General features: G+C 62.6%; 7 protein-coding genes. 1 reads left to right on the forward strand and 6 read right to left on the reverse strand.

Annotation, left to right across the window (positions count from 1 at the left end; translation table 11 throughout):
• Positions 1-171 precede the first annotated feature (171 nt).
• Complete coding sequence (mapR, locus tag BMZ46_RS20555) at positions 172-1,581, forward strand: GntR family transcriptional regulator MpaR (RefSeq protein WP_039772397.1); 1,410 nt, start codon at positions 172-174, stop codon at positions 1,579-1,581.
• Positions 1,582-1,740: 159 nt separating this feature from the next.
• On the opposite strand, the gene BMZ46_RS20560 is transcribed toward mapR, so the two are convergent.
• The 6 genes from BMZ46_RS20560 to BMZ46_RS20585 all read right to left on the reverse strand — a co-directional run bounded on the left by BMZ46_RS20560 (position 1,741) and on the right by BMZ46_RS20585 (position 14,058).
• Positions 1,741-2,487 carry an SDR family oxidoreductase gene (locus BMZ46_RS20560; RefSeq protein ID WP_039772394.1) on the reverse strand — a complete coding sequence of 249 codons (747 nt, stop codon included), beginning with the start codon at positions 2,485-2,487 and terminating at the stop codon, positions 1,741-1,743.
• An 85-nt stretch (positions 2,488-2,572) separates the two neighbouring features.
• The gene (locus tag BMZ46_RS20565; RefSeq protein WP_074690909.1) at positions 2,573-4,654 is read right to left on the reverse strand and encodes a putative bifunctional diguanylate cyclase/phosphodiesterase; all 2,082 of its coding nucleotides are present in this window, start codon (positions 4,652-4,654) and stop codon (positions 2,573-2,575) included.
• A 321-nt stretch (positions 4,655-4,975) separates the two neighbouring features.
• Positions 4,976-6,445: an efflux transporter outer membrane subunit gene (locus BMZ46_RS20570; protein ID WP_074690908.1), complete on the reverse strand. Its 1,470-nt coding sequence runs from the start codon at positions 6,443-6,445 to the stop codon at positions 4,976-4,978.
• A complete protein-coding gene (locus BMZ46_RS20575) occupies positions 6,442-9,549 on the reverse strand; it encodes an efflux RND transporter permease subunit (protein ID WP_074690907.1) in 3,108 nt (1,035 codons plus the stop codon). Before BMZ46_RS20575 ends, BMZ46_RS20570 begins: the two co-directional genes overlap by 4 nt.
• A gap of 112 nt (positions 9,550-9,661) precedes the next feature.
• Positions 9,662-12,754 (reverse strand): MdtB/MuxB family multidrug efflux RND transporter permease subunit, encoded by a 3,093-nt coding sequence (locus BMZ46_RS20580; RefSeq protein WP_039772386.1) that lies wholly within the window; start codon positions 12,752-12,754, stop codon positions 9,662-9,664.
• Positions 12,751-14,058, reverse strand: coding sequence for an MdtA/MuxA family multidrug efflux RND transporter periplasmic adaptor subunit (locus BMZ46_RS20585; protein ID WP_074690906.1), 1,308 nt, complete (start codon positions 14,056-14,058; stop codon positions 12,751-12,753). The genes BMZ46_RS20580 and BMZ46_RS20585 overlap by 4 nt, the downstream gene beginning before the upstream one ends.
• Between the last annotated feature and the right edge of the window lie 91 nt (positions 14,059-14,149).

The raw sequence follows: 14,149 nt of genomic DNA on the forward strand, positions 1-14,149 counted from the left end.
GGGAAAGGGAGCAAATCTCAGTTGCTTGCAAACCCGAGTTCGACTCCGGACTTTCAAGTCGGCGTAACTCAAACAAACAACTCGTTCAGTCCCCTCTCCCTCCGGGAGAGGGCTAGGGTGAGGGGGCTTTTCCCTGACACTCTACACATTCAACCAGCACCAAGGCCCCCGATGAAACGCTACGAAAAATTCGCCGACGACATCGCTGAACTGATCCGCTCCGGCGTCCTCGGCCCCGGTCAGCGGGTGCCGTCGGTGCGCTACGCGAGCCAGACCTACGGCGTCAGCCCGTCCACGGTGTTCCAGGCCTACTACCTGCTGGAGCGTCGCGGCCTGATCCGCGCCCGGCCGCGCTCCGGCTACTTCGTCAACACCCACGCCCCGAGCCCGTTCTCGGAGCCGGTGATCAGCAGCCAGGTCAACGAGTCCACCAAGGTCGACGTCAGCGAGCTGGTGTTCTCGGTGCTCGAATCAATCAAAGACCCGAGCACCGTGCCGTTCGGCTCAGCGTTCCCCAGCCCGACCCTGTTCCCGCTGCAACGCCTGTCCCGTTCACTGGCCAGCGCCGCCCGGGAAATGGACCCGCGCATGGTGGTCACCGACATGTCGCCGGGCAACCCGCAACTGCGTCGGCAAATCGCCCTGCGTTACATGGTCGGCGGCCTGATGCTGCCGATGGAAGAACTGCTGATCACCAACGGCGCCCTCGAAGCACTGAACCTGTGCCTGCAAGCTGTGACCGAACCCGGCGATCTGGTGGCCATCGAAGCCCCGGCGTTCTATGCCAGCCTGCAAGTACTCGAACGCCTGAAGCTCAAAGCCGTGGAAATCCCTGTGCACCCGCGCGACGGCATCGACCTCGGCGTGCTTGCCCAGACACTGGAACGGCACCCGATCAAGGCCTGCTGGTGCATGACCAGTTTCCAGAACCCGATGGGCGCGACCATGCCCGAGGCCAAGAAACAGGAACTGGTGGAACTGCTGAAACAGCATCAGGTGCCGCTGATCGAAGACGACGTCTACGCCGAACTCTATTACGGCCAGCAGGCGCCGAAACCCGCCAAAGCCTTCGACACCGAAGGGCTGGTGATGCACTGCGGCTCGTTCGCCAAGAGCCTGGCCCCCGGCTACCGCATCGGCTGGGTCGCCGCCGGCCGCTACGCACAGAAAATCGAACGACTGAAACTGATGACCTCGCTGTGCGCCTCGATGCCGGCACAAGCGGCCATCGCCGACTACCTGCAACACGGCGGCTACGACCGTCACCTGCGCAAACTGCGCTATGCCCTGGAAGAACAGCAAAGCGCCATGCTCGCCGCCATCGCCCGCTACTTCCCGGCGCAGACGCGTGTGAGCCAACCGGCCGGCGGTTATTTTCTGTGGCTGGAACTGCCACCGCAGATGGATTCGTTGAAGTTGTTTCAGATGGCGTTGGCGCAGGGGATCAGCATTGCGCCGGGGCCGATTTTTTCGCCGACCCAGCGCTTCAGGAATTGCATTCGATTGAACTACGGCAGCCCGTGGACCGAGGATGCGGAGAAAGCGATGGAGACGCTGGGGCGGATTGTGCGGTCGTTTTGAAAGACCGCTGATCGTTCCCACGCAACCAGTTCAACGCCTAGACGATGATCGTTCCCACGCTCTGCGTGGGAATGCCTCAAGGGACGCTCCGCGTTCCAGCTCTGGAAGGGACGCGGAGCGTCCTGGGCTGCATTCCCACGCGGAGCGTGGGAACGATCATTAACGGCCGCCGCCGAGATCGACGAAAGTCCCCGTGGCATACGAAGCCTTGTCCGACAGCAACCAGACAATCGCCTCCGCCACTTCATCCGGCCGCCCGCCCCGGGCCATCGGAATCGCCGACTCCAGCTTGCTGACCCGATCCGGGTCGCCGCTCAAGGCGTGGAAGTCGGTATAGATGTAACCCGGACGCACCGCATTCACCCGAATCCCCTCGCCCGCCACTTCCTTGGACAGACCGATGGTGAACGTATCCAGCGCGCCTTTGGACGCCGCGTAATCGACATATTCATTCGGCGAGCCCAGCCGCGCGGCGACCGAGGAGACGTTGACGATGCTGCCACCCTGCCCGCCGTGTTTGGGCGACATGCGCAGGATCGCGTGCTTGGCGCAGAGGATCGGCGCCAGCACATTGGTTTTCATGATTTTGAGAATGCGGAATTCGGACATTTCGTCGACCCGGGATTTTTGCCCCACGGTGCCGGCGTTGTTGACCAGGGCGGTGACACGGCCCAGTTCGGTGTCGACCCGGTGAAACAGCGCAATCACTTCGTCTTCGATACTGACGTCGGCACGCACGGCGATGGCTGTGGCGCCGCGCTCACGCACCTGGTCCAGCACGTGGTGAGCGGCCTGTTCGTCGGTCTGGTAATTGATGCAGATCCGATAGCCTTGCTCGGCAGCCAACAGCGCGGTGGCGGCGCCGATTCCACGACCACCGCCGGTGATCACAATGACTTTATCCATGCTGGCCTTTCCCCCGATGCACACGTAACAGTCGGGGCAAGAATAACCGTCATTGCAGGGTTTTGCATGACCTGCGATTAGCGGCTCAGCTCACCGCCAATGGTTTGCCGCGCACGATGTCCTGCAGGAAGCGATCCGCCGGCATCGGGTGACCGAGCAGATAACCTTGCAGCGAATCGCAGCCCAGTTGCGTCAGGAAATCCTGCTGCGAATCGGTTTCCACGCCTTCAGCCACGATGCGCAGCCCCAGCGCCTGACCGAGGGCGACGATCGCCGAGACGATGGCCGCGTCATCGCTGTCGTGTTCCAGGTCACGGACGAAACCGCGATCGATCTTCAGCTCGTTGGCCGGCAGACGCTTGAGGTACATCAGGCTCGAATAACCGGTGCCGAAGTCGTCGATGGACAGGTCGACGCCCATGTCGGACAGTTCCTGCAACACCGTCATGCTCGCATCGGCGTCACTCATGGCGGTGGTTTCGGTGATTTCCAGGGTCAGGCTGTTGGCCGGTAAATGGTGGGTGGCCAGGGCCTTGGCCACGCTGCTTACCAGCCCTGCATGGCAGAACTGCAACGCCGACAGGTTCACCGCAATCCGCCAGTCGGTGTAGCCCAGCACGTACCACTCGCGCATCTGCCGGCAGGCCTCATTGAGCACCCACTCGCCAATCGGAATGATCAGCCCGGTCTTCTCCGCCAGATCGATGAACTTGTCCGGCATCAGCATGCCCTGGGTCGGATGTTCCCAGCGCAACAAGGCTTCGGCACCGACCGGACGACCGTCGGCCGCATGAAATTTGGGTTGGTAATGCAGGCTGAACTCGCCATGCTCCAGCGCCGCCCGCAAGTCCTGCAGCAATTGCAGTTGCTTGCGCGCGTTGCTGTTCATCGAAACGTCGAAGAAGCTGTAACCGTTCTTGCCGCCGCCCTTGGCGTGGTACATCGCGGCGTCAGCGTTCATCAGCAGTTCCTGGGCGCTCTCCCCGTTGCCGGGGTACAGGGCAATGCCGACGCTGGCGGAAATCTGCAACTCATGCTCGGCGACCCGGAACGACCGGGCGATCAAGCCGACCTGACGCGCCGCCAGACCCAGCGCATCGTTGGGTTCGGTCAGGCGCACCAGCAGGACAAACTCATCGCCACCGATCCGCGCCAGCGTGTCGAGGCTGCGCAAATCTTCGCGCAGACGCACCGCCACTTCGCGCAGCAACTGATCGCCCATGTGGTGACCGAAAGCGTCGTTGACCGGTTTGAAGCCGTCCAGATCGATGAACATCAGCGCAAAACAGCCGCCCTGCTCGTTGACCTTTTTCATCGCCTGATTGATCCGGTCGTCCAGCAGCATGCGGTTGGGCAGGCCGGTCAGGGTGTCGTGCAACGCCAGTTGGGTGAGCTCACGGTTGGCCACGGTCAACGAATGGGCCAGATCAGCGGTGCGGGCTTCGAGGCGGGCGTCGAGAATCGAGGTCAGCAGCGCAATGGCCAGCACCGCCAGCGTGGTGATCAGCACCAGATTGTCGAGGCCGTTGCCGTTCAGACCGCTGAGTGCCGCGCCGCAGAAACTGCCCTCGGGAAACCGCGCCGCCGCCATGCCGGTGTAGTGCATGCCGACAATCGCCACGCCCATGACAATCGCCGCCCCGGCCCGAAACAGCCGCACGTAAGGCGAATGCTGACGCAGGCGAAAGGCGATCCACAGCGCTGCCGCCGAAGCGCCGACAGCGATCAACAACGAGGCGCCGAACAGTGTCGGATCGTAGTCGATGCCCGGCTGCATGCGCATCGCGGCCATGCCGGTGTAATGCATGGCGCTGATGCCGGCGCCCATGATCAACGCGCCAAAGGCCAGTTGCCAGGCCGGCAGTTTCGGCTGGCTGACCAGCCACAGGGCAAAACCGCAGGACAGCACGGCGATCAGCAATGAAAGCGCCGTGATCGAAATGTCGTAACCGAGGCTGATCGGCAGCTTGAACGCCAGCATGCCAATGAAGTGCATCGACCAGACGCCGATGCCCATGGCAAACGCCCCGCCGGCCGTCCATAAATGCACGGCGCGGCCCTTGGCAGTGGCAATGCGCCCGGTGAGATCGAGCGCGGTGTAGGAAGCGAGGATCGCCACACACAGCGAAATGAAAACCAGCGTGAAGGAATAGCTACCGATGAGCATGGGAATTCTCGTGACCACCCCGCCGTACTGCGTCCGTTCTCCGCGGGGCCAAATGCGCCGATTGTACTGATTGCGCAGAAGAACGCACTGACAAAGTAATCAAATGGCCATCAACCCGATGAAACGCTTGTTTGATCGTCTGACAAGGCTCTAGCCCGGTCGCCAGGGCACAGAACAGATCGTTCCCGTTAAAGCGACAGATCGTTCCCACGCTCTGCGTGGGAATGCCTCAACGGACGCTCCGCGTTCGGCTCTGGAAGGGACGCGGAGCGTCCCGGGCTGCATTCCCACGCGGAGCGTGGGAACGATCATGACTTCACGTCAGCGGTTATCAGTGGTTTCCAGCTCCCCGTCCCAGCCACCGCCCAGCGCCGCGATCAACTGCACACTGGCAATCAAACGGCTCTGCAGGATATTCAGGACAGTGCGTTCATTACTCAACGCCGTGGCCTGCACCGTCACCACATCGAGATAAGCAATCACCCCGGCCTTGTACTGGTTTTCGGTCAGACGCAACGAATCCCGTGCCGCATCGAGGGCTTCTTGGCGCACAACCGCTTCGTCTTCGTACACCTTCAACTGCACCAGGTAGTTTTCCACCTCGCGGAAACCGTCGAGCACGGTCTGGCGGTATTTGGCCACGGTCTGGTCGTACACCGCTTCGGTGCGGTCGACTTCGGCCGAACGGATGCCGCCGTCAAATAGCGGCAGGGTCATTTTCGGCCCGACCGACCAGAAGCGGTTCGGCAGGCTGATCAGGTTCTGCGAGGTACTGCTGCTGTAACCACCGCTCATGCTCAGGCTGAAGTCGGGGTAATACGCGGCCTTGGCCACGCCGATGTTGGCGTTGGCGGCGATCACCGAGCGCTCCGCCGAGGCGATGTCCGGACGGCGCTCGAGCAACTGCGACGGCAGGCTCAGCGGAATTTGCGGCAGCTTGGGAATGTCCTGGGTCTCGGCAATATTGAATTCGGCCGGCGGCTGGCCGGTCAGTACCGCGATGGCATTTTCGAACTGCGCCCGTTGCCAGATCAGGTCCACCAGATCGCCCTGGGTGGTTTTCAGCTGGGTCTGCGCCTGCGCCACCGCGTCCCGCCCGGAAACCCCGGCGTTGTACTGGTTCATGGTCATTTTCAGCGAGCGCTCGTAAGCGGCCACTGTCGATTCGAGCAGGCGTTTCTGCTGATCGATCACCCGCAATTGCAGGTAGTTCTGCACCAGCTCGGATTGCTGGCTCAAACGCATCGCCGCCAGATCGGCATAGCTCGCCTGGGCGCTAGCCTCATTGGCTTCCAGGCCGCGACGCAACTTGCCCCAGACATCCGCTTCCCAACTCACGCCCAGTTGCGCGTTGTAGGTGTCACGAATACCGCTGGAGGAACTGCTTAGGCTTGAACTGCTGCTGCCGGTGCCCTGGCTGGAGCGGGTCTTGCCGGCACTCAGATCAATACTCGGATAAAACGCTCCGCGCGCGCTGCGCACCAAGGCCTGGGCCTGACGGTACTGGGCCTCGGACTGGGCGACGGTCTGGTTGGAGCTGTTGAGTTTCTCGATCAGCTGGTTGAGCTGACGGTCGCCATACAGTTCCCACCAGGCACCGCGCGCCAGGGAATCGCTCGGGTTGGCCTGACGCCAGCCTTCGGCTTCCTTGTACTGGGCGATTTCGGCGGTCTGCGGGCGCTGGTAGTCCGGGCCGACGGCGCAGGCACTGAGCATCGCCACGCACAGCGACAGGCTCAGCAGGCGCGAGCCGCGGACAGTGGCCAGATTGATAAGCGAACGGTCAGTCATAGCGGAGTTTCCAGAGCGGCATCGGTGCGCACGCCACGCCATTTGTTGAAACGATGGCGCAACTTGTCGAGATAGAGGTAAACCACAGGCGTGGTGTAAAGGGTCAGCACCTGGCTGAAAATCAGCCCGCCGATGATGGTCAGGCCCAGCGGCTGGCGCATTTCCGCGCCTTCGGCCCGGCTCAGCAGCAACGGCAAGGCGCCGAGGATCGCCGCCAGCGTGGTCATCAGGATCGGCCGCAAACGTTGCAGACAGGCGCTGCGGATCGACTCCAGCGGCGCCATGCCCTGATGACGCTCCAGTTGCAGCGCCAGGTCGATCATCAGGATCGCGTTCTTCTTCACCACACCGATCAGCAGGAACAGCCCGAGCAGCGAGATCAGGCTGAACTCGCCGCCCAGCACATAGATCGACAGCAACGCGCCGACCCCGGCCGACGGCAGCGTCGACAGAATCGTCAGCGGGTGAATGTAGCTCTCATACAGCACGCCCAGCACCAGATACACCGCCAGCAGCGCACCGAGGATCATGAACGGCTGGCTCTTCTGGGTGGCGGCGAATGCATCGGCGGTGCCGGCCATTTTCACGATCACGTCTTCCGGCAGACCAAGCCTGGCAATCGCCCGCTCGATGGCGGCACTGCCCTGCTCCACCGTCACGCCTTCGGCCATGTCGAAGGAAATGCTCTCGGAAGCAAACTGGCCTTCGTGGCTGACCCGGTCGTCTTCCAGGCTGTTTTCATAGTGAGCGAAGGTCGACAGCGGAATTCGTGCACCGTCGGCGGTGATCACCTGGACCTGCTTGAGCGTCACCGGATCCTGGGCGTATTTCGGATTGACCTCCATCACCACCTGATACTGGTTGAGGCTGTCGTAGATCGTGGAAATCTGCCGCTGGCTGTAAGCGTTGTTGAGCACCGCCGTGACCATTTCCATGTCCACGCCCAGGCGCTTGGCCTGATCGCGGTCGACGATCAATGTCACCTGCTGCGCACCCGCGCCTTCGCGGGCATCGATGGCGGTCAGCTCGGGCAAGGCCCGCAGCGCGGTGACCACTTTCGGGTACCACTCGCGCAGCTCACCCAGATCACCGCTTTGCAGAATGTAGCTGTACTGCGAAGTGGTCTGCTCGCGGCCGCCGCCAAATTGCAGGTCCTGGTCGGCCATCAGCATCAGCTGCGCACCGGCCACCTTGGGCATTTCCTTGCGCAGGCGCTCAATGACCTTCTGCGCCGAGATATTGCGCTCCTTGATCGGTTTCAGGCGCACCAGCATGAAGGCGTTGTTGGTGCCGTTGGTGCCACCGATGAACCCGGCGACACTCTCGACCGCTGCGTCCTTGAGCACGGCGCGGCGGAAGGTCTCCATTTTCGGCTGCATCACACTGAACGACAGACCGTCGTCACCGCGCACGAAACCGATCAACTGGCCGGTGTCCTGCTGCGGCATGAAGGTTTTCGGCACCACCACGTACAGGGCAACGTTCACCCCGACGGTGATGATCAGGCTCAGCAAGGTCAGGCGCCGATGACGCAACACCCAATCGAGGCTGGTGGCGTATTTGCCGACCATCCAGTCGTTGGTGCGGCGGCTCCAGCGTTGCAGGCGGTTTTCCTCGCCCGGTGTATGGGGTTTGAGCCAGCGGGCGCAGAGCATCGGGGTCAGCGTCAAAGAAACCACCAGCGACACCACGATGGCCGCGGCCAGGGTGATGGAGAACTCGCGGAACAGGCTTTCGATGATCCCGCCCATGAACAGGATCGACAGGAACACCGCCACCAGCGAGACGTTCATCGACAGCAAGGTAAACCCGACTTCCTTGGCCCCGAGGTACGCGGCCTTCATCGGTTTGACGCCTTCGTCGATGTGCCGGGAAATGTTCTCCAGCACCACGATGGCGTCGTCCACCACCAGCCCGGTGGCGAGAATCAGCGCCATCAGCGACAGGTTGTTCAGCGAGAAGCCGTAGAGGTACATCACCGCAAAGGTGCCGACCAGCGACACCGGCACCGCCAACGTCGGAATCAGGGACGCACGGAAGTTACCGAGGAACAGGAACACCACCAGAATCACCAGCGCCACGGCGATCAGCAGGGTCATTTCCGCTTCGTGCAGGGTGGCCTTGATCACCGGCGAGCGATCCATCGCCAGGTTCAGTTTGACGCTGGCCGGCAGCACCGCCTGCAACGCCGGCAACTGCGCCTTGATCTCGTTGACCGTCTCGATGATGTTGGCGCCGGCCTGGCGGTTGATCACCAGCAACACAGCCGCGTCGTCGTTGAAGAAACCGCTGTTGTAGCGGTCTTCCACGCCGTCGCTGACCTTGGCCACGTCTTTCAGACGCAGGGCCGCGCCGCCGTTGTAGTGGATGATCAGCGATTCGTAATCCTTGGCTTTCTCCAACTGGTCGTTGGCCTGGATCTGCCACAGGCGCTGGTCGTCTTCGACCGAGCCCTTGGGCCGACGCACGTTCGCTTCGGCGATGGTCTTGCGCACATCGTCCAGCGCCACGCCGTACTGGTTCAGTGCCTGGGGCTCGAGTTCGATGCGCACCGCCGGCAAAGAGCTGCCGCCGATCTGCACTTCACCGACGCCCTGCACCTGGGACAGACTCTGGGACAGGATGGTCGACGCCAGGTCATAGAGCTGGCCTTTTTCCAGCACGTCCGAGGTCAGCGACAGCACCATGATCGGTGCCTGCGACGGGTTGACCTTCTTGTAGGTCGGCATGCTGCGCATCCCGCTCGGCAGCAGGTTGCGCGAGGCGTTGATCGCCGCCTGCACTTCGCGCGCCGCGCCGTTGATGTCGCGGTCGAGGTCGAATTGCAGAATCACCCGGGTCGAGCCCTGGCTGGAACGGCTGCTCATGGTGTTGACGCCGGCGATGGCGCCGAACGAGCGCTCCAGCGGCGTGGCCACGGTGGACGCCATGACCTCCGGACTGGCGCCGGGCAGGCTGGCCTGCACCACGATCACCGGGAAGTCCATTTGCGGCAGCGGCGACACCGGCAGCAGGCCGAAGCTCACACCGCCCAGCAGCATGATCGCCAATGAAAGCAGCATGGTTGCCACGGGGCGCTTGATGAAAGGACCCGAAAGATTCATAGGTGGCAACCACTAGCGGCAAGCTGCAAGCCGCAAGCTAAAAACCTGTTCCGAGTCCGCTTTTCTCTTGCAGCTCGAAGCTTGACGCTTGCAGCTGTATTCACGTCGCCCTTCACGCAACCTCTCCTGTGCCGGACTTCGCCCAACGCCGTCCCAACCGATCAAAAGCCAGGTAAATCACGGGCGTCGTGAATAAGGTCAGCACCTGACTCACCAGCAACCCGCCGACCATCACCAGACCCAGCGGTTGACGCAATTCAGCACCGGAACCGGTGGCCAGCATCAGCGGCACTGCGCCGAACAGCGCCGCCAGCGTCGTCATCAGAATCGGCCGGAAGCGCAACAGCGCGGCCTGATAAATCGCCTGCTCCGGCGCCATGCCCTGAGTGCGTTCGGCGTCGAGGGCGAAGTCGATCATCATGATCGCGTTCTTCTTCACGATACCGATCAGCAGGATGATGCCGATGATCGCGATCATCCCCAGATCATTGCCGCTGAGCAGCAACGCCAGCAACGCCCCGACCGCCGCCGACGGCAAGGTCGACAGAATGGTGATCGGGTGAATGTAGCTCTCGTAAAGCACGCCGAGCACGATGTACATGGTCACCACCGCCGCCAGAATCAGCAGCAAGGTGCTCGACAGCGACGCCTGGAACGCTTCAGCCGCGCCCTGGAACTGGGTCTGCACGCCGATCGGCATGCCGATGTCCTTCTGCACCTGCTCGATGATGTCCACCGCATGCCCCAGCGCCACGCCGGGCGCGAGGTTGAACGACATCATCACCGCCGGGAACTGGCCGATGTGGGTGATCGCCAGTTGCGCCTGCCGCTCCTCGACATGGGCCAGGCTCGACAACCGCACCTGACCGCCATCGGTGGTCTTGACGTGAATCTGATCCAGCGCCTGCGGGCCGATCTTCTCCCCGGCCTGAGCCTGCAGCACCACGCGGTACTGGCTGGCCTGGGTGTAGATGGTCGAGATCTGCCGCTGGCCGAACGCGTCGTACAGCGCGTCGGTGATATTCGAGACCGACACACCCAGCCGTGAGGCGGCGTCGCGGTCGATCACCAGGAACACCTGCAAACCCTTGTCCTGCAAGTCGCTGGCGACGTCGGTCAGTTCCGGGCGCTGGGCCAGGGCCTCGACCAGACGGCCGCTCCACAGGCTGAGCAATTCGGAATCCGGCGACGACATGCTGAACTGGTACTGAGTACGGCTGACGCGGTCTTCGATAGTCAGGTCCTGCACCGGCTGCATGAACAGACGGATGCCGACAAGCTTGTCCAACTGCGGTTGCAGGCGGGCAATCACTTCGGTCGCCGTCAGATCACGCTGGCCGTGGGGCTTGAGGTTGATCAGCAACCGACCGCTGTTGAGCGTGGCGTTGTCGCCGTCGACCCCAATGTAGGACGACAGGCTTTCTACCGCCGGATCTTCCAGAATCACCTTGGCCAGCGCCTGCTGACGCTCGCCCATCGCTGCGAAGGAAATCGACTGCGGTGCTTCGGAAATACCCTGGATCACCCCGGTGTCCTGCACAGGAAAGAAGCCCTTGGGCACCACCATATAAAGGAACACGGTCAGGGCCAGCGTGCCGATGGCCACCAGCAGGGTCAGCGGCTGGTGCTTGAGCACCCACTGCAACTTGCGGCCGTAAGCGGCGATCATCCAGTCGATGAACGCACCACTGGCGCGGTAGAAACGGCCCTGCTCATGTGCTTCCGGCTCACGCTTGAGCAGACGCGCGCACATCATCGGCGTCAGGGTCAGCGAGACCACCAGGGAAATCAGGATCGCTACCGCCAGGGTGATGGCGAATTCGCGGAACAACCGCCCCACGACGTCGGCCATGAACAGCAGCGGAATCAGTACCGCGATCAGCGACAGGGTCAGGGAAATCAGGGTGAAACCGATCTGCTTCGCGCCCTTGAGCGCCGCCTGCATCGGGCTGTCACCCTCCTCGATGAAACGCGCGATGTTCTCCAGCATCACGATCGCATCGTCGACCACGAAACCGGTGGCGATGGTCAGTGCCATCAGCGTCAGGTTGTTGACCGAGAAGCCGGCGAGGTACATCACGCCGAACGTACCGATCAGCGACAGCGGCACGGCCACCGACGGAATGATCGTGGCACTGGCGCGCCGCAGGAACAGGAACGTCACCATCACTACCAGTGCGATGGCGATCAGCAATTCATGTTGCACGTCGGTGACCGAGGCACGGATGGTCTGGGTGCGGTCGGTCAGCACGACGACGTCGAGACCGGCCGGCAGGTTGTCGGTGATGCTCGGCAGCAGCGCCTTGATCCGGTCGACCACTTCGATCACGTTGGCGCCCGGCTGACGCTGAATGTTCAACAGAACGGCCTGATTCTGGTTGGCCCATGCCGCCAGACGCTCGTTCTCGGCGCCGTCGACAATCTGCGCGACATCCTTGAGCCGCAGCGGCGCACCGTTGGCGTAGGCCAGGATCAGGTTGGCGTAATCCTTGGGCGACGTCAGCTGGTCGTTGGCGTCGAGCATCGACACCCGGGTCGGGCCGTCGAAGTTGCCCTTGGGCTGGTTGACGTTGGACGCACTGATCAGCGTGCGCACGTCCGACAGATTCAGGCCATTGGCCGCTAGGGCCTCGGGATTGACCTTGATCCGCACCGCCTGACGCTGGCCGCCGGCAATGCTGACCATGCCGACGCCGCTGATCTGGGCGATCTTCTGCGCCATGCGCGTGTCGACCAGGTCATTGAGTTTGGGCAGCAACATGGTTTTCGAGGTGATGGCCAGGGTCAGCACCGGGGTGTCCGCCGGGTTGACCTTGTTGTACACCGGCGGCGCCGGCAAGTCGGTCGGCAACAGGTTGGTCGCGGCGTTGATCGCGGCCTGCACCTGCTGTTCGGCGACGTCCATGTTGATGTCGAGGCTGAAACGCAGGGTCAGCACCGAGGCACCGCCGGAACTGGTCGAGGCCATTTGCGTCAGGCCCGGCATCTGCCCGAACTGGCGCTCAAGCGGCGCGGTGACGGCACTGGTCATCACGTCCGGACTGGCGCCCGGATAAAGGGTCATGACCCGGATGGTCGGGTAATCGACCTGCGGCAAGGCCGAAACCGGCAGCAGGCGATAGGCGATCAGACCGGCCAGCACGATGGCCAGCATGCTCAGCGTGGTGGCGACCGGGCGAAGGATGAACAGACGCGAAATGTTCATGCGCCCTTCTTGGCCTTGTCAGTGACGGCGGCGTCAGGCGCAGTGGCGGCGGACTTGCCTTGCAGGTGCTCGGTCGGGGTGGTCGGCACATCCTTGCTGTCGTTGACCACTTCCACTTCGCTGCCTTCCTTCAGACGGTCGGTGCCTTCCAGCACCACCCGGTCGCCGGCGGCAAGACCTTCGGTGACCACCGTGTTTTCGCCGTCGCTGGCACCGATCTTCAATTGGCGGATGGTGACTTTCTTGTCGCCGTCCAGCGCGTAAACGAAGGTGCCGTTGGTGCCGAACTGGATGGCGGCGGACGGCGCCAGCACCACACCTTTCAAGGTGTCGGCCAGCAGGTGAACGTTGACGAACTGGTTGGGGAACAGCGACTGATCGCGGTTCTCGTAGCGCGCCTTGAATTTCAGGGTACCGGTGGTCACGTCGATCTGGTTGTCGAGGCTTTGCAGCACACCGGTGGCTTGCAGTTTGGTGTCGCCACGATCCCAGGCCTCCGCCGGCAGTTTGGCGCCGCTGCGGTAGCGGGCGAGCACGGTTTCCAGGCTGTTTTCCGGCAGGGTGAAGGCGACGCTGATCGGTTGGGTCTGGGTGATCACCGCCAGGGAGGTCGTGTCGTTGGCCGCCACGAGGTTGCCGACGTCAAGCTGACGCAGGCCGACGCGACCGGCAATCGGTGCGCGGATCTTGGTGAATTCGAGATTGAGCTTGGCGTCGTTGACCGCCGCCTGATTGGTTTTCACGGTGCCGAGGTATTGGCCGACCAGCGCTTCGGCGGTGTCCAGCGTCTGCTTGGCGATGCTGTCTTCCTTGTACAGGCCGCGATAGCGCTCGACATCGACCTGGGCGTTCTTCAACTGCGCCTGATTCTGCAGCAAGGTGCCTTCCGCCTGGAGCAAGGCGTTCTGGTACGGACGCGGGTCGATCTCCGCCAGCAGGTCACCGGCCTTGACCATTTGCCCTTCCTCGAAATAAATCTTCACCAGTTCGCCACCGACCCGGCTGCGCACATTGATGGTGTTGAGCGCCGTCACCGTACCGAGGGCCTTGTAGTACAGCGGGAAGTCCCCGGTGACCGCCGGCGCCACGCGTACCGGAATCGGCCCGGCCGCCCCGCCGAAGCCCGGACGCATCATCCCCGAACGGCCGGTATGGCCGGCCTGCGCCTTCTCGCCGCCCTCCTTGTGGGTCGAACCGGCGGGCCAGAATTTCCAGCACAGACCGGCAATGACCAGCAGGACAAGCAGGCTCAGCAGCCAGCGACGGGAGTTTCGGGAAGACGATTGCATGGAGTGATTAACCATTGGGCGCGTGGGCTTCTTTTACGGGAGGCTGAACGATAAGCACTGGCCGGGATTTAGCAAAGCAGCTTTACCGGCAATTTACCTTCCACTT

The sequence above is a fragment of the Pseudomonas sp. NFIX49 genome, assembly GCF_900115915.1.
Lineage (GTDB): Bacteria > Pseudomonadota > Gammaproteobacteria > Pseudomonadales > Pseudomonadaceae > Aquipseudomonas > Aquipseudomonas pharyngis.

Bases quoted from the DNA above. Each gene is read 5' to 3' on its own strand.
- BMZ46_RS20560 (WP_039772394.1), bottom strand. From the start codon at position 2,487: ATGGATAAAGTCATTGTGATCACCGGCGGTGGTCGTGGAATCGGCGCC.
- BMZ46_RS20565 (WP_074690909.1), bottom strand. From the start codon at position 4,654: ATGCTCATCGGTAGCTATTCCTTCACGCTGGTTTTCATTTCGCTGTGT.
- BMZ46_RS20580 (WP_039772386.1), bottom strand. From the start codon at position 12,754: ATGAACATTTCGCGTCTGTTCATCCTTCGCCCGGTCGCCACCACGCTG.
- BMZ46_RS20585 (WP_074690906.1), bottom strand. From the start codon at position 14,058: ATGGTTAATCACTCCATGCAATCGTCTTCCCGAAACTCCCGTCGCTGG.
- BMZ46_RS20570 (WP_074690908.1), bottom strand. From the start codon at position 6,445: ATGACTGACCGTTCGCTTATCAATCTGGCCACTGTCCGCGGCTCGCGC.
- mapR (WP_039772397.1), top strand. From the start codon at position 172: ATGAAACGCTACGAAAAATTCGCCGACGACATCGCTGAACTGATCCGC.
- BMZ46_RS20575 (WP_074690907.1), bottom strand. From the start codon at position 9,549: ATGAATCTTTCGGGTCCTTTCATCAAGCGCCCCGTGGCAACCATGCTG.